The sequence below is a fragment of the Nocardia arseniciresistens genome (assembly GCF_046764875.1).
Taxonomy (GTDB): domain Bacteria; phylum Actinomycetota; class Actinomycetes; order Mycobacteriales; family Mycobacteriaceae; genus Nocardia; species Nocardia arseniciresistens.
In genome coordinates this window covers 120,483-140,538 of record NZ_JBKORD010000005.1, presented here as the reverse complement: position 1 = coordinate 140,538, position 20,056 = coordinate 120,483, and the positions used below count along the sequence as shown (strand labels likewise).

Annotated in this window: 17 protein-coding genes; 2 read left to right on the top strand and 15 right to left on the bottom strand. The window is 65.6% G+C overall.

The window, feature by feature from the left end; genetic code table 11:
* Window position 1: 1 nt before the first annotated feature.
* The 7 genes from ACLMAJ_RS10570 to ACLMAJ_RS10540 form a co-directional block, all read right to left on the bottom strand.
* Entirely contained in the window at window positions 2-820 is an 819-nt protein-coding gene (locus tag ACLMAJ_RS10570) for a PhzF family phenazine biosynthesis protein (protein ID WP_412013402.1), read from the bottom strand.
* Between the two features lie 79 nt (window positions 821-899).
* Window positions 900-3,323 (bottom strand): HAD-IC family P-type ATPase, encoded by a 2,424-nt coding sequence (locus ACLMAJ_RS10565; RefSeq protein ID WP_412013401.1) that lies wholly within the window; start codon window positions 3,321-3,323, stop codon window positions 900-902.
* Window positions 3,324-3,446: 123 nt separating this feature from the next.
* Window positions 3,447-3,641, bottom strand: a complete 195-nt coding sequence (locus ACLMAJ_RS10560) for a hypothetical protein (RefSeq protein WP_412013400.1) — start codon at window positions 3,639-3,641, stop codon at window positions 3,447-3,449.
* Window positions 3,638-4,147: a GNAT family N-acetyltransferase gene (locus ACLMAJ_RS10555; protein ID WP_412013399.1), complete on the bottom strand. Its 510-nt coding sequence runs from the start codon at window positions 4,145-4,147 to the stop codon at window positions 3,638-3,640. The genes ACLMAJ_RS10560 and ACLMAJ_RS10555 overlap by 4 nt, the downstream gene beginning before the upstream one ends.
* Before the next feature lie 655 nt (window positions 4,148-4,802).
* Window positions 4,803-8,069 carry an arabinosyltransferase domain-containing protein gene (locus ACLMAJ_RS10550; RefSeq protein ID WP_412013398.1) on the bottom strand — a complete coding sequence of 1,089 codons (3,267 nt, stop codon included), beginning with the start codon at window positions 8,067-8,069 and terminating at the stop codon, window positions 4,803-4,805.
* Window positions 8,070-8,154: 85 nt separating this feature from the next.
* On the bottom strand, window positions 8,155-8,661 hold the full coding sequence (locus ACLMAJ_RS10545; RefSeq protein ID WP_412013397.1) for a WKL family lipoprotein: 507 nt from the start codon (window positions 8,659-8,661) through the stop codon (window positions 8,155-8,157).
* 104 nt (window positions 8,662-8,765) lie between these two features.
* Window positions 8,766-10,082: a DNA polymerase IV gene (locus ACLMAJ_RS10540; RefSeq protein ID WP_412013673.1), complete on the bottom strand. Its 1,317-nt coding sequence runs from the start codon at window positions 10,080-10,082 to the stop codon at window positions 8,766-8,768.
* A gap of 385 nt (window positions 10,083-10,467) precedes the next feature.
* Between ACLMAJ_RS10540 and ACLMAJ_RS10535 the strand changes: the two genes are divergently transcribed.
* Window positions 10,468-11,343: a UTP--glucose-1-phosphate uridylyltransferase gene (locus ACLMAJ_RS10535; protein ID WP_412013396.1), complete on the top strand. Its 876-nt coding sequence runs from the start codon at window positions 10,468-10,470 to the stop codon at window positions 11,341-11,343.
* A gap of 18 nt (window positions 11,344-11,361) precedes the next feature.
* Here the strand turns inward: ACLMAJ_RS10535 and ACLMAJ_RS10530 are convergent, their stop codons facing one another.
* From ACLMAJ_RS10530 to ACLMAJ_RS10505, 6 genes are all read right to left on the bottom strand, one after another.
* Window positions 11,362-11,883: an NlpC/P60 family protein gene (locus ACLMAJ_RS10530; RefSeq protein WP_412013395.1), complete on the bottom strand. Its 522-nt coding sequence runs from the start codon at window positions 11,881-11,883 to the stop codon at window positions 11,362-11,364.
* A gap of 415 nt (window positions 11,884-12,298) precedes the next feature.
* A complete protein-coding gene (gene ileS, locus ACLMAJ_RS10525; RefSeq protein WP_412013394.1) occupies window positions 12,299-15,430 on the bottom strand; it encodes an isoleucine--tRNA ligase in 3,132 nt (1,043 codons plus the stop codon).
* A 286-nt stretch (window positions 15,431-15,716) separates the two neighbouring features.
* Window positions 15,717-15,917 carry a hypothetical protein gene (locus ACLMAJ_RS10520; RefSeq protein WP_412013393.1) on the bottom strand — a complete coding sequence of 67 codons (201 nt, stop codon included), beginning with the start codon at window positions 15,915-15,917 and terminating at the stop codon, window positions 15,717-15,719.
* Window positions 15,918-15,982: 65 nt separating this feature from the next.
* Window positions 15,983-16,846, bottom strand: coding sequence for a DivIVA-like cell division protein Wag31 (gene wag31, locus ACLMAJ_RS10515; protein WP_412013392.1), 864 nt, complete (start codon window positions 16,844-16,846; stop codon window positions 15,983-15,985).
* Window positions 16,847-16,915: 69 nt separating this feature from the next.
* Window positions 16,916-17,218 carry a YggT family protein gene (locus ACLMAJ_RS10510; protein ID WP_228000883.1) on the bottom strand — a complete coding sequence of 101 codons (303 nt, stop codon included), beginning with the start codon at window positions 17,216-17,218 and terminating at the stop codon, window positions 16,916-16,918.
* A gap of 124 nt (window positions 17,219-17,342) precedes the next feature.
* Window positions 17,343-18,131, bottom strand: coding sequence for a cell division protein SepF (locus tag ACLMAJ_RS10505; RefSeq protein WP_412013391.1), 789 nt, complete (start codon window positions 18,129-18,131; stop codon window positions 17,343-17,345).
* Between the two features lie 30 nt (window positions 18,132-18,161).
* Between ACLMAJ_RS10505 and ACLMAJ_RS10500 the strand changes: the two genes are divergently transcribed.
* The gene (locus tag ACLMAJ_RS10500; protein WP_412013390.1) at window positions 18,162-18,416 is read left to right on the top strand and encodes a hypothetical protein; all 255 of its coding nucleotides are present in this window, start codon (window positions 18,162-18,164) and stop codon (window positions 18,414-18,416) included.
* 65 nt (window positions 18,417-18,481) lie between these two features.
* Here ACLMAJ_RS10500 and ACLMAJ_RS10495 read toward each other — a convergent pair whose 3' ends face one another.
* Window positions 18,482-19,240, bottom strand: coding sequence for a YggS family pyridoxal phosphate-dependent enzyme (locus tag ACLMAJ_RS10495; RefSeq protein ID WP_412013389.1), 759 nt, complete (start codon window positions 19,238-19,240; stop codon window positions 18,482-18,484).
* A complete protein-coding gene (pgeF, locus tag ACLMAJ_RS10490) occupies window positions 19,237-19,965 on the bottom strand; it encodes a peptidoglycan editing factor PgeF (protein WP_412013388.1) in 729 nt (242 codons plus the stop codon). Before pgeF ends, ACLMAJ_RS10495 begins: the two co-directional genes overlap by 4 nt.
* Between the last annotated feature and the right edge of the window lie 91 nt (window positions 19,966-20,056).

Genomic DNA, 20,056 nt, shown 5'->3' with positions numbered 1-20,056 from the left:
CTCAGTCCGGTAGCGTCACCACGCCGTCGAGGTAGCGGCGGCAGCGGCCGATGAGCAGGACACGATCACCCGCGAGTTCGCAGCGCATGCTGCCGCCACGGTGGGACAGCTGGCGGGCTGTGAGGTCGGTGCGGCCGAGTTCGCGTGTCCACAGCGGAACCAGCTGGGCGTGCGCCGATCCGGTGACCGCGTCCTCGATCACGCCGAGATCCGGGCCGAAGACCCGGGAGACAATGTCGGAGGTGTCGCCGCGGGCTGTGATGACCGCGTCGAACGCTAGCGGCGGGAACGCCGCGAAGTTCGGGTGGGCGTCGCGCACTTCCTGTTCGGAGCCGAGGAAGATCACCTCGTCGAATCCGGTGAACGCGCGCAACGCGCGGACGCCGAGTGCGTCGACCAGTACCGGGTCGGGTTCGATCTCCCTGGATTCGAGTGCGGGCAAGTCGAGCACGTACTCGTCGTCGTCGGTGCGGTCGACGTGCAACCAGCCGCTGCGGGTGAAGAAGCTCACCCGATCTTCACCGGGGTGGATGTCCTCGAGGATCTGTGCCGCGGAGGCCATGGTGGCGTGGCCGCACATGTTCACCTCCATGGTCGGTGTGAACCAGCGCAGGTGGAACGCGGGCCACTCCCCCGGTCGCGCACCGGCCTCCGTGGGTAATTGCGAGGTATAGAAGGCGGTTTCGGCGAGGTTGTTCTCCTCCGCCAGGTTTTGCAGCAGCTCATCGGGCAGCCACGCGGTCAGCGGCATGACCGCGGCTGGGTTGCCCGAGAACGGTGCGTCGGCGAACGCGTCGATCTGGTGCAGCAGTACCTCCATATTCGGAAAGGTACTCCAACACTGAATGATCGCCTCGCACAAGGTATCTCGCGGCGCGGCGGGTCGGATGTCCAGTTTGTCAGGTTCCGCCGCTTGGGGCGGGCGGGAGCAGTTGCCCCTTCTCTCCTCGCAACGCCGCACTGATCCACCAGGCGGCCTCGACGAGCACGATGCCGACAGCACCGAAGATGAGCGCGGCGATGGTGAGCCTGATGTTCGAGGGGTCGAGCTTGAAGAAATGCCGCGTGAAAGGAACGGTGAACAAGATCAGGTACGCGGCCACCGAAGTCGCGATGAGCACGACCTTCCACCACACGTACGGCCGCGCCACGATGGCGAGCACCCACACCGCGATCATGATGAGCGTGATCAGCGCAGTAGTGCCCGCCTGCTCTTTCTGCTGCTCACCGGCATTCGGCCCCGCGTAGGCGACCAGATAGGAGGCGAAGGTCGCGGTGCCGATCACCACGCCGGACGGAATGGCCAAACGCAGCACCCGCGGAACGAATCCGGTCCGAGCCCGCTCGTTGTTCGGTGCGAGGGACAGGATGAACGCCGGGATGCCGATGGTGAACCAGGCCGCGATCGTGACGTGCCTCGGCAGGAACGGGTATGGGATCGGCTCGTAGCCGAAAATCTGCGAACCGACACCCGCGAGACCGACCAGGAAGGCCAGCAGCACCGCGTACACGGTCTTGGTGAGGAACAGGTTCGAGACCCGCTCGATATTGCCGATGACCCTGCGGCCCTCGCCCACCACGTACGGCAGCGTCGCGAACTTGTTGTCCAGCAACACGATCTGCGCGACCGCACGGGTCGCGGGGCTGCCCGCACCCATCGCCACGCCGATATCGGCATCCTTCAGCGCGAGTACGTCGTTCACGCCGTCACCGGTCATCGCGACGGTGTGGCCACGAGACTGCAAGGCGGCCACCATGGCTCGCTTCTGGTCTGGGCGCACGCGGCCGAAAGTTGTTTCGCGGTCCAGGATGTCAGCGAGTGCGTCGCGATTGTCGGGCAATTCGCGGGCGTCGACCGCGTGCTCGCCACCGGCGAGGTCGAGCGAGGAGGCCACCGCGCCCACCGACACCGCGTTGTCACCGGATATCACCTTGATCGAGACATCCTGGCCGGCAAAGTATTCGAGCGTCTCGCGGGCATCGGGACGGATCTTCTGCTCGAGCACGACGAGCGCGGCAGGCGCCACATCGCCGGGGGCGTCGGGGGCGTCGACGGGGCGGTCGCTGCGCGCGAGCAGCAGAATCCGCAGGCCGGACGAACCGAGTTCCTCAGCGACCCTGGCATCTTCGGAGGCCGGGTCGAGCAGCACATCGGGCGCACCGAGCAACCAGTCGCCGTGCTCGCCGTAGGAGAACCCGCTCCACTTCTTCGCCGAGGAGAACGGGGCGACCGCGGTGTGCTGCCAGCCGGGCCCGTCGGGCAGCGCCTCGCCGATCGCCTGCACGCTCGCGTTCGGGCGCGGATCGTCGGTTGCCAAGGCCGCCAACGCCGTACGCACCTCGGCATCGTCGACATCACCGAGCACCTTGATATCCGAGAGGCGCATCCCGTTCTCGGTCAGAGTTCCGGTCTTGTCGGCGCACACCACATCCACGCGGGCCAGCCCCTCGATCGCGGGCAACTCCTGTACAAGACACTGCCGCCGACCCAGGCGCACCACCCCGACCGCGAACGCGACCGAGGTCATCAGCACCAAGCCCTCGGGCACCATCGGCACCAGGGCCGCGACCATGCCGCTCACCGCGGGCCGCCAGCTCTCCTTGCTGGAGAACAGCTGGTTGTAGATGCTCAGCAGGCCCGCGGGGATCAGCAGATAGGTGATCACCTTCAGGATCGTGTCGATGCCGTTGCGCAGCTCGGACTTCACCAGGGTGAACTTGCTCGCCTCCGCCGCCAGCTTCGCGGCATATGCGTCGCGGCCGACCTTGGTCGCGCGGTAAGCGCCGCTGCCGGACACCACATAGCTGCCCGACATCACCTCCGTGTCGATCTTCTTATCCACCGCGTCCGCTTCACCGGTGAGCAGCGATTCGTCGATCTCGAGCTGCGCGGACTCCACGACGACGCCGTCGACCACGATCTGATCGCCGGGGCCGAGCTCGATGAGGTCGTCGAGCACGACCTCGCGCGGCGCGAGTTCCAGCGACTTGCCGTCGCGGCGCACGGTCGGCCTCGCCTGACTGACGATGGCAAGCTCGTCGAGGGTGCGCTTGGCGCGGATCTCCTGGATGATGCCGATCCCGCTGTTGGCGATGATCAGCAGGCCGAACATGCCATCGATGATCGAACCGGTCGCCACGATCAGGATGAACAGCACGCCGAGGATGGCGTTGATTCGCGTGAAGACGTTGGCACGGACGATCTCGCGTACCGATCGGCTGGCCCGGTCCGGCACGTCGTTGGTGAGCCCGTCGCTGCGACGTCGCTCGACTTCCGCCGCGGTAAGTCCGGTGGCGCCCGATGCCTGCACGGTAATCGACATGACCGCAAGGCTACCTAGAACTGCGGTCGGTATCGTGCAGCGAAGTAGCTCGGTGGCTGGCCGAGGTGCAGGCGACCGGTGCCGCGAGCAGTTGGTTCGGCACCGTGCAGTTCGGCACCATGCTCACAGCTGCTGGGCTTTGCGCTTCCATTCCTCTATGAGAGCGCGGTTGAGGATTTCGAACTCGCTGCGATCGGCGTCGGGCCAGGAGTCGACATCCATGTCGAGCCCGCGAGCGACAACAAATTCAATGAAATGATCCGACGTAGCCTTGCTACGTGCACGGATGAAATTCTCTTCAGCAGGTGTCGCGTTCATGGAACCCTCATTCCGTACCATTCGGAGGTATTCATCAATATTTCACCGAGAGTCTTTTTTTCTCGGCGTCCGGGATTAGCGCTCGTCAGGCTGGCAAGTTCGTTCGGTGAAGGATACTCGGCGGGGTTTCCCGTTTCGAACCGCCTGCGAAATTCAGTTAACTGCGCCTGATCAGCGGGCGAGCACTTATCGAATATTGCCGAGATGCGACCCTCGATCGACTTCCTCGACTTCGCAAGCAAGGCTGGATCGTCGGTAATATACTCGTAGCCAGACTTAGCCCAGACTGCACCGCCGGCCTGCCCTGTTGCCAGCTCTACTCGATCGACACCACACCGACGATAGTACTGATCCATAGAGGCATTGAATGCCGTAGCGAATCCCTGTCGGTGATACTTGGGCTTCAGAAACATTCCGGTATTCTCGACAACCAGCCGCCCTCGAGAGTCCTGATAGAATGTGTTGGTGACAGTTCCGACGAACATTCCGTTCTTATCGGAAAGCATGGCAGTATACTTTATACCGGGAACCTCCCCCCTGATCGTATGGGTCGCATTCGAATATTCGATCGAAGATCCGTCTTTGGGAAAATGCAACGTATACGGACCGTATTTTCCTTCGAATCCGGAAAAGAGCGAATGCAATTCCGCCTCGGACGCAGTAGGCCCCGCACGGAGTAGGTCACCCATATCTGGCATATGCGAAAGGTCGGTCAACGGAACACGGCGGCCAGATGTGGGAGAGACCCCTACCGAAGGGATCCCGGACGTCCCGGCCTCCGTGTCAGTGGCACTTCTGCTGATGGCATCGGCACTATCCCCGTCCCCCCGGCGCGCGACCCGCCCGAACTCATCCAGCTCGTTGGCCTGTCGCCCGACGAAGCCGGGACCAGCCGCCTGCGCCCCGCCGGATAGGCGCTGGGTAATCGCCCGGAACCACGCGGCTGGACTCATTCATCGAACTCCCCACCGCAGCTGTGGCCACCGGCTGCCGAACTGCTTTCTCGGAGGCTACGGAAACCCCGGTTGACGCCGTGGCGTCGACTCTCCCTGGTACCGGGAATAGCCCCGGTACCGGGAATTGTCAGAAGAATCACGGCCCCCGCGTCCGCCTGAGCGACACCTCCCCACGTCACGACGAACGCCCTCGACAAACGCGCGCTCAGTAGTCGGTGTTGATGTGCCCCGGGGTCCAGAGTCCGGAGTGGTCTTGTTCGGTGATCGTCGGTCGCGCCGGCTCCGCGCTCGCATCCGTCCTGCTGAACTGCTGGAGCTCGCCCCAGTCGCGACGCCAGTCATTGTTCAAATAGGTGGCCAGGCTGCGCGAGCGCAGCAGCATATCGGTCCAGCCGAGGGGGCCGCCGCCGTCGTGGCTTTGCCACAGGCTGGTGATTTCGGCGCCTGGGCGGTCGGGCAGGATGCGGTAGGCGGGGATTTCGGCGATGCCGTCGCGGTGGTCGTATGGACGCTGATTCGGGAACTGAAGCCCGACCATCCAGTCGGTCAGCACCGGGACCTTCGAGCCGACGACCTCTTCGAGTGTTTTGGTCTGCGGCACTCGCGGCGGGGTCAGCGCCAGCCACTGTTTCGGGTTGCGATCCCGGTCGACCGCGACGATCCGGATCACGTCGGCGCGGTCCGGAATCTCGGCGAACGGCACCCGCAGATTGCGCCACGACGGCGCTGGACCTATGTCGATCGGGGTGACCCGGCCCAGAGATTGCGCGGACGCCGCGGAATCAGTGGCGCCGTACTCGATTTCGAGCGACTGTCCCGGCGAGACGATGCCGTCCGCGTCGACCGATCTGATCCGCCCCGCCGCGCTCAGCGCGATGATGCCCGCGCGATCACCGGGGTCGGGCAGGCGGTACCAGCCGGTGGTCAGGTCGGCGGGGCCCGCGTCGCCGGAACGGTAGGTGCCGAGCATCGGCGTCTTCGCCGGGTCGAGGCCGAACGGTAGTGCGGCGCTTGCGGTTCCCGCGGTGTTCTCGGTCGCCGACTTGCTGCTGAGGGCGTCGGCGATACTGCCCGACGAGCTCGCTTCGTCGTCGGGACGCAGATCTTCGGCGACACCGTTGCCGCTGAATCCGGTTCCGCTGCCCGACAATGTGCTGACCGCGTCGCCGGTCAACGGCCGCAGCATCCCCACATTCGGATCGGATTCGACCAGCACCTGGCCAGCGAGCCCCGACGTATCCCCCGACACCGCAGCGATATTCGAGCGCGCCAGCGAAAACGCCGGATACTGCGAGACCGCCGCCTTGGCGAACGATCCGACGTCCCACACCACGAGCAGCGCCAGCGCGATAGTCAGCGGCGGTAGCAACGACACCCGCCGAGCAAAGCGCGAAATACGGTGTGGTGTACCCGGTTGCGGAGCATGGATGTGCCACCACGCGGCAACCAACAGCAGCAGGACGGTGGCGACGAGGAACAACTTGTTGAGCTCGAGCCCGGCGACGACCGGCGGCTTGTCCCACCACGGAATGCCGTAAGACGAGACGTACCACCATTTGTTGGGGCCCGAGAACACCAGCGCGAGCACGAACGCGATCAGCGCGGCGAACAGCGCGCGGTTGCGCGGCGCGCGCAGCACCCGCGGACCGACCGCCATAGCGGTGACCATCGCGACGGCCCCCGCCACACCGGCGTAGACGCCGAAATGGTGGGTCCATTTGGTCGGCGTGATCATGATGAGCAGCAGCGCACCGACGGTGACACCGAGTATGCGCCGGGTCGGACCCGCCGCGGTCTGCGGGATGCGACCGCCCTTGCGCAGCAACATGAGCACGCACACGGCCAGTCCGACGAACATCGCGAAGACGCCGATCCTGCGGCCGACCGAACCGTCGGTCTCACCTTGGAACAGGTACTGGTAGCGCAGATAGTCGTCGAACCACTGCACGTCCGGGCCGACGATGTGATGGATGCGCTTCATCTCGAACATCGCGGCAAGCGGCTGATCGGCGAACATCACCGCCAAAGCAACGGCACCCGCCGCGAGCAGCGGGGCGAGCAGCGTCGCGTAACCGATGACCCGCGTACGCACCGAACCCGCTGAGCCGATGCGGGCCATGATGATTCGCGCCACCGGCCGCAAACCCCCCAACAGTGCTGCGATACAGATGACACCGGACGGCCCCGCAGTACAACTGAACGCCGCGACCAGGATCGCGAACCCTGCGGGCAGCAGCCGCCGCGTCCCGATCGCGTGTTCGACAAGACACCACGTGAGCAACAGCCCGAGCGCCACCGGCGGTTCCGGGCGCAACCCGTTGTCGTAGGCCATCCAGATGGCCAGGAAGCCGAGCGCCCCTGTCCACATCGCAATCCTGTTGTGCCGCACCGCGACTCCGAGACGCGGCGCGACCTCGCGGCTGAGCAGCAGCCACATCAGCACACCGCAGAGCAGGGCAGGCAGCCGAACCCACGGGCTGGCGGTGCTGACCTCGGTCATGATCCGGATCAGGTCGTAATACGGTGTGCCGACGGGATTTTCGGGCACGCCGAAGTACGCGAAGTAGTTGGCCATATACCCGGCGGCACCGGACGCGCGCGCCATGCCGAACTGGTAGCCGTCATCGGAGGTGGTGGAGCCGATGAAACACCACAGCACCATCGTGCCGAGCACCACGCCGTCGAGCAGGGAGAACGTCAACCAGCGGCGCGGAATGATGCGGCGGGTGCGACGGCCGTCCTGCCGATCGAGCCGGTACAGCGCGACCAGCGAAACAATCGTGCACAGCACCGCAAGCCAGATCGCCGCGCGCTTGATCGGTGTGGGGGTGGAGGAGAACCTGGTGTCGAGGGCGGCGGTGACCTGCGCGCCGTCGGCAGTGGCCAGATCGCTGAAGATGCCGACCATCTGTGGGCGGTAGTCGCCGTTGAGCACCACGGGGAAGCCAGGGGCCTCGAACCCGACGAGGGTGGCGGTCGCGCTGGTGGTGTCGGCGTGCACGGTGAGCTCGCAACCCGGGACCAGTTGGTCGACCGGGACACTCAGCAGCGCCTGGTTTCTCAACACCACGTCGAGTCGAGCGACGCCCTCGGCGCGCGGCGGCTGCACGCGTGCGACGAACCCGTACCGCTCGAGGTTCGGTGCTCCCGCGGGTCCGGTCGCGGCGAGCACGCCCCCCTCGGCGCTGAGCTGGTTGATCGCCGCGCAGGGCAGGGTGGCATCAAAGGTCAGTGGCGCAAAGGAGACCAACGGGGCCTCGATGCTGCGAGCGGATCCGTCCTGCGGCCAGCTCAGCGTCGCCGCGTCCATCCGAATCGGCAGCAAGGGCACTGCCAGCGCGAACAATGCGGCGAACAGACCCGCGATCAAGGCGACAGGTCCTGTCCATCCCCCACGTGTCTTCGGTTGTGCGGTCCCTCGTTCGAGTTCCTCGACGGACGGCGGCCCCGCCCACACCATCGTGTCAGCCACGGTGCCCGATAGTAGCGGAATAGTTCGCCGATGAAACTTGTTGGCCGGCGGCCGACCCCGAGGGGCCGGCCGACGCCGAAAAGAACTAGCTGGTGCAGGCCACCGACTGCTGGCCGAGGTTGCTCAGCATGGTGCAGGCCCAGGTCTTCTGGACCTTCCACTTGCCGTCTTCGGCGACGAAGGGCACGTCGACGATGTTGGTCTGGCCATTGATGGTGAAGTTCGCCTTGGCGTTGACGCTGTCACCGAAGGGGGTCACCTCGGTGACGGCGACCTGGATGTTGGCGCCCTTGGCGGCCTCGGCCAGACGGTTGGGGAGCTCCGGGTCGGCTTGGGCGCCCTGGACCATGTCGAGCTTGTCGGAGTTCGGGATCGACGGATCCAACGCCTTCTGCAGCGAATCGTTCAGCTCCGCCACGGTCGGGACCGGCGGCAGGTCCGCCGACGCCGACGCCGACGCCTTGGCGCTGGTCGAAGTCTTGGTCGGCGAGGCGGTGTCCTTCTTGTCGTCGCTACCACAAGCGGTCATGCTCAGGGTGGCGGCGAGGGCCAGCCCGGCGATCGCGATACGTCCAGTCTTACGAAGCTTCAACTGCTCGTCCTTTACGTTCGAGTAGGTACGGGTCAACCCGGGCAGCGTCCTACCGAACCATCCAACCGAACCGGCAGCGCTGCACGAGTCTCACAGGCTACCGGTCAGCGGAGACTGCCCAGTGGATCAGCCCGCGACAAACTGATGTCGTCGGCAGCGAAAGTACGCGCCGGACCCGGCCCTGTCGAGCTGGTCTCGAAGCGGACGGTGACTACACCGAGCCCGGCGCCCTGCACCCAGCCGTGTCCGAATTCGGGATGCGCCACGTCCATGCCCGGGTGCCACGGCGCCGCCTGCCTGGTCGTTGAATCGGCATGCGGCGCCGAGGAACCCGGTTCCGGCACCCACTCGGGCTCCGCGCTGTGCTCTTCGATCGGCGATTGGTCCAGTTCGGGAAACAGCGATTCCTGACGCACCGTCGACAGCCCGCCGAAACTCACCCCGACCAACCGGACCGGGCCGAGCTCGACAGGATCGATCGCCGAGCGCTGTGCGGCGGTGCTCAGCGTTGCCAGATCCGCTGTCGCGTACGGCAAGGTGAAAGACCTGGTCACGATGCTCATATCGGATTTCTTGAGTTTCAGCACCACGGTGCGGGCCGCGCGCCCGTCCTTGCCGAGCCTGGCGTGCGCGGCACCGGCCATCGCCTCGATCGCGGGCCGCAGCTGGGCGAGGGTGACAATGTCGCTCTCGTAGGTGGTTTCGGCGCTGATCTGTTTGGCCTCCGCGCGTTCGGCCACCGGCCGGTCGTCAACACCGCGGGCGAGTCGATGCAGCGCGGCGCCGATACTGCCGCCGAGGATCGACACCGCCTCCGACTCCGGCAACGCCGCGAACGCGCCGACGGTCTCGATACCGAGCGAGCGCAGCCTGCTCTCGGCCACCGGCCCGATCCCCCACAGTTTGCGCACCGGCAAACCGGCCAACAGCTGCTGCTGTTCATCCGGCGAAACCACCCGGATCCCATCGGGTTTGGCCAGCCCGGAGGCAATCTTGGCCAGCTGCTTACCGGTGCCCGCACCGACCGAGGCGACCAGCCCGGTCCGCTCGAGCACCAGTGCCCGCAGATGTTCACAGAACTCACGCACCTGCTGCGCGCTCGCGCCTGCCAATTCGGCGGGCTCCCCGAACGCCTCGTCGAACGACAGCGTCTCCAGCACCGGGATCCTGCTGCGCAGCGCATCGAATACCTGCGCGCTCAGGATGCTGTAGACGGCGCCGCGCGGTGGCACCACCACCGCGGCGCCGCCGACCAATCGCCGTGCCTGATGCATCGGCATCGCCGAGCGCGCGCCGAACACCCGCGCCTCGTAACTCGCACCGGCGACGACACCGCGTCCGCCGGCACCGCCGACCAGAACGGGGCGCCCGCGCAGCGTCGGCCGGGTCAGTTGCTCGACCGAAGCGAAGAAGGCATCCATATCGACGTGCAGTACCCACCGCCGCGCCGTACGGCCGATGACCGGCACCGCGGCACCCGTCGCGCCCACAGCCCCCGCACCCGCGTCGCCACCTACCGCGCCTGCGGCGATGGTGGTGTCGTCGGTGCTCACGACCCGGAATCTACGCGGCGTCACCGACAGATACGGCATCCGCCGACCTGTGCGGTCACTGTCGGGTTGCTATCGATCTCATGCAAGTGCCACCATGGCCCTTCTACCTCCTGCCGAACCGCGTCCGCTCCGATGAAACGGCCGTGACCTGCCCCGATCGAATACACGGTCCGAGGTGTCAGCACGCGGACACGACAGCGCCGAAGGCCGGGGATCGAACTTTTCGGCCGCGCAGGTATGTGATGATCGGTCTATGAAGATCCGCAAGGCCGTGATCCCGGCCGCCGGAATCGGCTCCCGCCTCCTCCCGCTGACCAAGGCCATCCCCAAAGAGATGCTGCCGGTCGGCGACAAGCCGGTCATAGAGCACACTGTCCGCGAACTGGTCGCGTCGGGCATCACCGACATCACCATCGTCGTCAGCAGTGGAAAGTCGTTGATCCAAGACCACTTCCGGCCCAATCCGGCATTGGTCGCACAGCTACGCGCGGACGGCAAGACGGCATACGCCGACGCCGTCGAAGAGGTCGGTGAACTCTCGCGCCTCGGCCACATCACCTATCTCGACCAGCACGGCCCCTACGGCAACGGCACCCCGGTACTGAACGCGGCCCGCAATGCGGGCGACGAACCGATGCTGGTGCTGTGGCCCGACGACGTCTTCGTCGCCGAGGTGCCGCGTGCCCAGCAGCTCATCGACGCCTACGAGGCCACCGGCGCGCCGGTGCTCGCCCTGATGCCGATGGATCCCTCCGAATCCCACCGCTACGGCGTCCCGGTGGTCGCCGACGACCAGGGCAACGGCCTGCTGCGCATCACCGGCCTGATGGAGAAGCCCAAGCCGGAGGATGCCCCCTCCAACTTCGCCGCGATCGGCGGCTACGTGGTAACCCCCGGTATCGTCGACGAACTGCGCAGGCAGACCGAGCGCTGGTACGAACACCGCGAAGGCGAGGTCTACCTCACCGATGCCATCAACGTGCACGCCACCGATAGCCCGGTCTTCGGCCAGGTCATCCGGGGCCGCTGGTACGACACCGGCAACCCCGCCGACTATCTGGTCGCCCAGTTCGCCTCCGCCCTCGCACATCCGGAGTACGGACCGCGATTGCGCGCACTCGTCGACTGACGGCCGACGAGCACGGGTTCAGAAGCGGCGGATGGTGAAGATGTCGAACTGGCTGAGGGGATGCAGGCCGACAGGGACACCCCAATCGTGGGCGTCGAGGATCTGCCCGAAACCGGCGTAGATGCCGACGTGGGAGGCGTCGCCGTTGAGGACGACGACATCGCCCGGCGAGAGCGCGCCGAACGGAACCGCGGCACCGGCCCTTGCCTGCTGCCAGGTTGTGCGCGGAATATTCACCCCGACCTGGCGGAACGCCCACTGGACCAGGCCAGAGCAGTCCCAAGCGAAGGGTCCCGTGGCACCCCATTCGTAGGGCTTACCGACCTGGGTCGCGGCCGCGGACAGTGCGCCGAGCCCCGCGGTACTCGGCAGCGGCAGCATCGCGGAGCCGCTGGAGCTACCCGACGCGGACCCGGAGCTTCCCGAACCCGAACCCGACGCACTCCCTGAATCTCCGTGTACCGGAGCGGCCAGGATGAGCGTCGCGACGGCGGACACCAGAAACCCGATGGCTATCCGGTGCAGTGGTTTTCTCGTCATATGCTCGTCCCTTCCGTCGACCCGGCTACCGCGCGGCACCGGCCTCATCGATGGGGTCGAGCCGCACATCACAGCACCTGCGCCGTCGAGACCGCGTGCAGTTCGCTCGAAACGACCAGCAGCGATCACCTGCGGGGCGCGCCCGATGTTCAACGCGAATCCGCAGCGACACAAGGTATTTCAGGTAGAGCAGCACAGCACCAGCATTCACTGCCGTAACAGGAGTACACCCACGCATCAGCAGCAACAAGGTTGATTGTGCCGGTCTCTTCAAGATCGAGACAAGGGTTCCAGCAAATTTTCAGCATGTGACGTTAATCACACTTGACCGCTTGCGTTACACAATCAGATGCCGCGAACGACGAAGGGCGGGACCGACTCGGTCCCGCCCTTCATTGCCGATCGGCTCTCCCGGTCAGACCTTGGCGAGAGAAACCCGCACACCACCGACGATCTCGGCGGCATCGGCGCCCGGGTCGCCGAAGGTCAGCTCGGTGGCCAGGATTTCACCGGCGATGAGGTCACGATGGGTCTTGGCCCACGCGGCCCGCTCGGCAGGCACCCCAAGGACCACCGTGATGCGGTCGGAAACCTCGAGCCCCGCCGACTTCCTGGTCTCCTGCAGATCGCGGATCACATCACGGGCCCAACCCTCGGCCTCCAGCTCCTCGGTCACCACCGAGTTCAGCACCACCAGACCCGCATTGCCCGGCAGCGCAGCGGTGGATTCGGGTTCGGCGGCGACCAGGCGCTGGGTGTACTCCTCGGGCAGCAGCCCGATACCGGCCGCCGTGACGACGCCGTCGGCGTTCTCGGACCACTCGCCCGCCTTGACCGCCTTGATTACCGTCTGCACGTCCTTGCCAAGGCGCGGGCCTGCGGCACGGGCGTTGACGACCAGCTCGAACCGGCCGTGCACCGCGACGTCGGTGGTCAAATCGACCTTCTTGACGTTCACCTCGTCGGCGATGATGTCCGTGTACGGGCGCATCCGCTCGGCGTCGGGCGCCGCGATAGTCGCCTCGGCCAGCGGCAGTCGCACCCGCAGGTTCTGTGCCTTGCGCAGGCCGAGCACCGTCGAGCAGACCACCCTCACCTCGTCCATCGCGGAGACGAGCTCCGGATCCTGCGGCAGCTCACCGTCCTTGGGCCAGTCGGTCAGATGCACCGACCGCTCACCGGTCAGCCCACGCCAGATCACCTCGCAGATCAGCGGCAGCAGCGGTGCGGCCAGCCTGGTGACGACTTCGAGCACCGTGTGCAGGGTGTCGACGGCGTCGCGATCCTCGCTCCAGAACCGCGAACGTGACCGGCGCACATACCAATTGGTGAGCGCGTCGGCGAACGCGCGCAGCTCGTCGCAAGCGCCCGCGATGTCGTAGGTCTCCAGCGCCTCGGTCATCGCGTCCCTGGTCGCGGCCAGCTTGGCCAGGATGTAGCGATCGAGCACGTTGGTCGAATCCGTGCGCCATGTCCCCGGACGGGATGCGTAGAGCTGCAGGAAGGTCCACGCGTTCCACAGCGGGCGCAGCGCGTGGCCGACGCCTTCGCGGATGCCGCGCTCGGTGACGATGAGATTGCCGCCGCGCAGGATCGGCGAGCTCATCAGGAACCAGCGCATCGCGTCGGAGCCGTCCCGATCGAACACCTCGTTCACGTCCGGGTAGTTGCCCTTGGACTTGCTCATCTTCAGCCCGTCGTCACCGAGCACGATGCCGTGCGCGACAACGGTTTTGAAGGCTGGGCTGTCGAACAGCGCGGTGGAGAGCACATGCAGGTTGTAGAACCAGCCCCTGGTCTGCCCGTTGTACTCGACGATGAAGTCACCTGGGAAGTGGTTGTCGAACCATTCGTTGTTCTCGAACGGGTAGTGCACCTGGGCATACGGCATCGAGCCGGACTCGAACCAGCAGTCCAGCACCTCCGGGACCCGGCGCATGGTCGAATTGCCGGTCGGGTCATCGGGATTCGGCCGGGTCAGGTCGTCGATCATGGGCCGGTGCAGATCGGATGGGCGCACACCGAAGTCACGCTCCAGCTCGTCGAGCGAGCCGTAGACATCGGTACGCGGGTAGCCGGGATCGTCGGATACCCAGACCGGGATCGGGCTGCCCCAGTAGCGATTACGGCTGATGTTCCAGTCCCTGGCACCCTCGAGCCACTTGCCGAACTGGCCGTCCTTCATGTGTTCGGGCACCCAGCTGATCTGCTTGTTCAGCTCCACCATCCGGTCGCGGAACTTGGTGACCGCGACGAACCAGGACGGCACCGCCATATAGATCAGCGGCTGGCCCGAACGCCAGCTGTGCGGGTAGGAGTGCTCGATCGTCTCGTGCCGCAACAGCTTTCCCGCGGCCTTGAGATCCTTGATGATCACCGGATTGGCATCGAAGACCATCAGACCCTCGTATGGCGGCACCATCGAGGTGAACTTGCCGCCGGGGTCCAGCGGCTGCACCAGCTCGATGCCGTTGGCGGTGGCGACGTCCATGTCCTCCTCACCGAAAGCGGGAGCGAGATGGACGATTCCGGTGCCGGAGTCGGTGGTCACATAGTCGGCGGTCAGTACCCGATGCGCCCGCGGGTGACCGACGAAGAAGTCGAACGGCGGCTGGTAGGACAGATCGGTGAGCGCGGCACCGTCGTACTCCGCCAGCACCTGCGGCTCTTCGCCGAATTCGCGGGTGTAATGCGAGAGCCGTTCGGCGGCCAGCACATACCGCTTGCCGTCAGCCGCACGCAGGTGCACGTAACGCACGTCGGGGTGCACCGCGATGGCGAGGTTGGACGGCAACGTCCACGGCGTGGTGGTCCAGATCAGCGCATTGGCGCCGTCGAGCGCGTGCAGAGGATGCTCCGCCGGTACCCGCAGCACCATGTCCACGGTGACGGCCGGGTCCTGACGCATCTTGTAAGCGTCGTCGAGGCGGGTCTCCTGATTGGACAATGGCGTCTGCTCATACCAGCTGTAGGGCAGCACCCGAAAGCCCTGATAGATCAGGCCCTTCTCGTGCAATGACTTGAACGTCCACATCACCGACTCCATGAAGTCGAGATCCAGTGTCTTGTAGTCGTTCTCGAAGTCGACCCAGCGCGCCTGACGCGTCACGTAGTCGCGCCATTCTCCGGTGTAGCGCAGCACCGAGGATTTACAGGCGGCGTTGAATTCCGCCAGCCCCATCTCATCGATCTGTGATTTGTCCGTGATACCGAGCTGCTTTTCCGCCTCGATTTCCGCGGGCAATCCGTGACAGTCCCAACCGAATCGCCGATCGACGCGCTTACCACGCATCGTCTGGAAACGCGGAACCAGATCCTTCACATAGCCGGTGAGCAAATGTCCGTAATGTGGCAGACCGTTGGCAAACGGTGGGCCGTCATAAAAGACGAACTCCGCTGCACCCGAACGGTTTTCGATGCTTGCGCGGAAGGTGTCATCGGCCTCCCACTCCGCGAGAACACGTCGCTCCAGGTCAGGGAACCTCGCCCCGCTGCCTGCTCCGAGGTCGACGCGGGGGTATGCGCTACTGGAAGTGTCGTCCGCCATCGCGGATGCCGTCTCCTCGTGCCGCCGCGCCGATGGCGCGTATGTGTCAGCACGGGGACGATCCCGGCGCCGGTTGCGCCGATACCGCGGTACCACCCCGCTTGTCCAGGAGAGCTGCCCTGGACCTCTCGTCATGAGCTGTGACGGGCTCACCCGTTCGGTTCTACTTGGCGCGGGCGTTCGCCCGTAACGCTGTTCTTCCGAAGACTCCCCGGTGATGGCCGGATCAACGCCGCATATGTTTGATTCTAGTCAGAGTGGTCAACCCACTTTGCGTGGCCCGACCTCAACGTTTGGCGTGTCGCCCAGGAGGAGGCATGGAATCACCCTCCGGGCTCCGCATGGACAGCGCACTCACCAACAACAACACAGCACCCAATACACAGACAACAATGCATCCCCACGCCCACACCACGGATCCGGTGGTCAGCGCGGCCACCAGCAGGGCGAAACCTACAGCAGCGAGGACGAGCGTCGATACAAGCATGTTGACCCCCTAGACATGCCAGGTGGCAGGACTACAAAGGCGGCCATATCGGCCTGAGAACCAGACTACTTGCCGCCCTTGGCAAATGACGCCGGCGCGAGATTGTTGGCCGTGTTGGCGTCGGCGAAAGCACCGTCGCCATCGACCGGGACTGCCGAGCCGCGGTTCTCCAGCTCCTCGAGCTGCGATTCCAGGTACGACTTGAGCCGCACGCGGTATTCGCGCTCGAAGGTCTTGAGCTGCTCGATCCGGCTCTCCAGCACGCTGCGCTGCTGGGTGATGGTCGCCATGATCTCGGTGTGCTTGCGCTCGGCATCGGCCTGCAATGCGTCGGCCTTTTCCTTGGCCTGGCGCAGCTGGTTGTCCGAGCGGCTCTGCGCGTCCGAGAGCATCGCATCCGACTTCTGGCGGGCATCGGCGATCATTGCTTCGGAGCGATTTCGGGCATCTCCGACGAGTCGCTCGGAATTTGCCCGAGCGTTCGAGAGCAGGTTCTCCGCCTCGGTCTTGGCATCGCTGGTCAGCCGGTCCGCCATCTCCTGGGCGAGGCTGAGCACCTTGGCTGCCTGCAAGTTCGCGTCCGCGCTCGGCGGCTCCTTCGCGATGGGCGCGGCCACCGGCATCGGAAGTGGCGGCGGGGCCTGCTGCACCGGAGGCTTGATCGGCTCCGGGAGCGGCGGCGGGGCCTGCTGAATCGGGGGTTTCACGACATCCTGCCTGGCAGGGCCGCGATTCTTCTTGGCATCGGCCAGTTCCGCGTCCAGCTCGGCGACCCGTTGGCGCAGGTCGGCGTTCTCTTCGATCAGCCGCGAGAGCTCCTGCTCCACGAGATCCAGGAAGGCATCTACTTCATCCTCGTTGTAGCCGCGCTTCCCGATCGGCGGTTTGCTGAACGCGACGTTGTGCACATCGGCTGGGGTCAGCGGCATGGAAGGATCCCTTCACGCGTCTTTTGGAGATCTAGCAGATCTAGCAAGCTATCTTCTCGGTTCATTCTGTCACACCGGGGCTACCGGTTGCCCGAGCCTGCCCACGATCGACATCAGTATGAAGACGATGAAAAGCAGGACCATAATCGATAGGTCGAGTCGAATTCCTCCCAATGACACCGGTGGTATCAACCGCCTCAGGAGTTTCACCGGAGGATCGGTGATCGTGAAGATCACCTCGAGGATGACGACAACGAAGCCACTCGGGCGCCAGTCACGAGCAAAGCTCCGGATGAACTCGACGATCACCCGGCTGATGAGCAACAGCCAGAAGATGAACAGTACGAAGTACAGCACCGCGAACAAGGCCACGACTTCACTCTGCCCGAAAATCCCCGCCGCGCAAAATGACCACACCGCTAGCGATGGCTCGCAGCTCGCTCGAAAAGATCCGCCCCATGCGCAACAGGTCTGAGACCGCCCCCGGAACAGACCGCTATTTCTGGTTGTAGAAGCCGGTTTCGGCGATCCTGCGACGCTCCTCGGCCGATACGTCCACGTCGGCCGGTGAGAGCAGGAACACTTTGGTCGCGACCTTGTCGAACGAACCACGCAGCGCGAAGGCCAGGCCCGCGGCGAAATCTACGAGCCGCTTGGCATCGGCATTGCTCAGGTCGACCAGGTCCATGATCACCGGGTTACCCTCACGGAAGCGCTCACCGATGATGCGGGCCTCGCTGTAGTCACGCGGGCGCAGCGTCGTGATCTTGGACAAGGGGCCTCCGTCCTCGAACATCCCGGGACGACGCACGGGCGCGGGCTCGGGGCGCACGCGCTCCTCGAGCCGCCGCTCCTCGGCCTCGGGATCGACGGCAAGCGCACCCCTGGTGGCCCCCCGCATCATCGGCGCGTTGCCACCACCGGCACGGAATCGGCCCGCGGTCGGCGCTGACTCGATCCGGGTCGGGCGGCGTGGCGCCTCGTAGCGGTCGTCGTTGTAGGACTCGTCGGAGTAGTCGTCGCGACGTGACACCGGGTACCCGGCCTTGTACGGCGACTTGTAAGCCGGCTCCGCGTAATCGGATTCGTCATCGAAGCGATCGGCACCATACCGATCGTCCGAGTACCGAGGGGCGTTGTAGCCCGCGCGGTCGCCGTAGTCACGAGGCCTACGGGTGGCACGCTCATCCAAGCCCCGAGGGGCATGCTCGGCGACATAGTCGTCTTCATAGTCCTCGAGCGGAACCATGCCGAAGTAAGCCTTGAACTTGTGCAGCGTGCTCATGACCGCGCCTCGCTGACGCTCGGCCCTGTCATGACCACGGCGGTGGCTGAGCCGATCGCTCGCTCGCTGCGCTCACTCGAGGACCACGCCTCACTAACGCTCGGCCCTGTCATGACCACGGCGGTGGCTGAGCCGATCGCTCGCTCGCTGCGCTCACTCGAGGACCACGCCTCACTAACGCTCGGCTCCGTCATGACCACGGTGGTGGTTGCGTCGGTTACTCGCTCGCTGCGCTCGCTCATTCTGGTCGACCTTCCTTCGGCCCCGGTGGCGGCCGGGTGTTGAAGTCTTGCTCAGCCCTCTTCTGTCCCAAAGCATATGTGTCGAATGTGACTGATGAGGTTTCTTTGCTACGCCGAGGTTATCGGTCGAGCGCCCATCAAGGCGGTTCCGACACGCACACAGGAGGAACCGTGTTCTATTGCCGATTCCAGATCGCCGGACATTCCCGCGGAAAGTTCTCGGGCGTCGGGATGGTCGAGCAGTAGTCGGGCACGCACCGTGGCGAGGCGGCCGAACGCGGCGGCCGGGTCGTCATCGAGCGGCGCGATCGCCATCAGCCCAGCCAGTCGAAGCCCTTCGGAACCGGCGACCCGATCTGCCAGCGCCGCAAGCTCTTCGGGCGCGACGCCGCCGCGGCCGGGATCCTTGTCCAGGCTGACCTGAACAAGGACCCGAACCGGGTCCGTCCGCTCCCCCGCATCGAGCGCGGAGCGCGCCGCGGTGTCAAGAGCCATTGCCAATCGTTCGCTGTCCACCGAGTGCACGGCGTAGGCCCAGCGCGAGACGACTCGCGCCTTGTTGCGCTGCAACCGGCCGATCATGTGCCACCGCACATCCTCCAGCTCGCCGAGCTCGGCAACCTTCGCGGTGGCCTCCTGCTCCCTCGACTCACCGAAATCGCGGCAACCCAATCGGTGCAGGATGGCGACATCGGAAGCCGGGAAGAATTTCGTCACCGGCAGCAGCCGTACCGATGCCGGATCGCGCCCCACCGCATGGCAGGCCGCGCCGATCCGCTTGTTCAGCCCGGCCAGGTTCTCCGCCAACTCCGCGATCCTGCCGTCGAAGGCCGCTGCCGCAAAGGTTTGCGACTCAGTGCTACTCACGCGCCCGCCTGTGCCCAGATCACACTGCCTATCCTGCCGGTAGGCGCGCCGCGACGGTGGCTGAACAGGGTGCGATCTTCGATGGTGCAGCGCGGGTCGACCGCGATCGCGGCGACACCGGCTTCGGTGAGCTGCCTGCGGATTCCGGCACGCAGATCGAGGCCGGGAGTATGGCGGACTGTGGTGGTCGCGCTGCCGGGCAGATGCGCTTCCACATCCGCGCGCATCGCGGCGGGCACCTCGTATTGGCGGCCGGAGGCGGCGGGGCCGAGGAAGGCGCCGATCCGATCGAGCCTGGCGCCGACGGACACCATCGCGTCGAGCACGCGCGGCACGATGCCGATACGGGCTCCGATGCGTCCTGCGTGCACGGCCGCGACCACGCCTGCCTCGTCATCGGACAGCAGGATCGGCACACAGTCCGCACTCAGCACCACCAGCGCGAGACCGGGCACCGTGGTGACCAGCGCGTCGGTCGCGGGGACGGGCTCGGCCTGTGGGCCATCGATGATTTCGACATTGCGTCCGTGGATTTGTTCCATCCACACCAAGCGCTCCGGTGCGAGCCCGATCCCCTCGGCCAGCCGATCCCGGTTGCGCCGCACCGTCGCCGGGTTGTCCCCCACGTGATCGCCGAGATTGAACGACTCGTACGGCGATGCCGAGAAGCCCCCCGCTCGCGTGGTGGTCACCCGTCGAACGGTCAGCGTCGGCGCAATTGTCATGACGCCAGCCTAATAGGCGCAGTCGAACGAAGTCCGCCCGCAGACCGCGCATGGCCGGAGCGAAGGCGGAGGTACGCCCGATCAACGCAGT

Excerpts from the sequence above, each read along its gene's own strand:
- ACLMAJ_RS10565 (WP_412013401.1), bottom strand. The coding sequence starts at position 3,323 with ATGTCGATTACCGTGCAGGCATCGGGCGCCACCGGACTTACCGCGGCG.
- ACLMAJ_RS10540 (WP_412013673.1), bottom strand. The coding sequence starts at position 10,082 with ATGGATGCCTTCTTCGCTTCGGTCGAGCAACTGACCCGGCCGACGCTG.
- ACLMAJ_RS10520 (WP_412013393.1), bottom strand. The coding sequence starts at position 15,917 with ATGCTTGTATCGACGCTCGTCCTCGCTGCTGTAGGTTTCGCCCTGCTG.
- wag31 (WP_412013392.1), bottom strand. The coding sequence starts at position 16,846 with ATGCCGCTGACCCCAGCCGATGTGCACAACGTCGCGTTCAGCAAACCG.
- ACLMAJ_RS10535 (WP_412013396.1), top strand. The coding sequence starts at position 10,468 with ATGAAGATCCGCAAGGCCGTGATCCCGGCCGCCGGAATCGGCTCCCGC.
- ACLMAJ_RS10560 (WP_412013400.1), bottom strand. The coding sequence starts at position 3,641 with ATGAACGCGACACCTGCTGAAGAGAATTTCATCCGTGCACGTAGCAAG.
- ACLMAJ_RS10530 (WP_412013395.1), bottom strand. The coding sequence starts at position 11,883 with ATGACGAGAAAACCACTGCACCGGATAGCCATCGGGTTTCTGGTGTCC.
- ACLMAJ_RS10505 (WP_412013391.1), bottom strand. The coding sequence starts at position 18,131 with ATGAGCACGCTGCACAAGTTCAAGGCTTACTTCGGCATGGTTCCGCTC.
- ileS (WP_412013394.1), bottom strand. The coding sequence starts at position 15,430 with ATGGCGGACGACACTTCCAGTAGCGCATACCCCCGCGTCGACCTCGGA.
- ACLMAJ_RS10500 (WP_412013390.1), top strand. The coding sequence starts at position 18,162 with ATGACCACGGCGGTGGCTGAGCCGATCGCTCGCTCGCTGCGCTCACTC.
- ACLMAJ_RS10570 (WP_412013402.1), bottom strand. The coding sequence starts at position 820 with ATGGAGGTACTGCTGCACCAGATCGACGCGTTCGCCGACGCACCGTTC.
- ACLMAJ_RS10555 (WP_412013399.1), bottom strand. The coding sequence starts at position 4,147 with ATGCTTTCCGATAAGAACGGAATGTTCGTCGGAACTGTCACCAACACA.
- pgeF (WP_412013388.1), bottom strand. The coding sequence starts at position 19,965 with ATGACAATTGCGCCGACGCTGACCGTTCGACGGGTGACCACCACGCGA.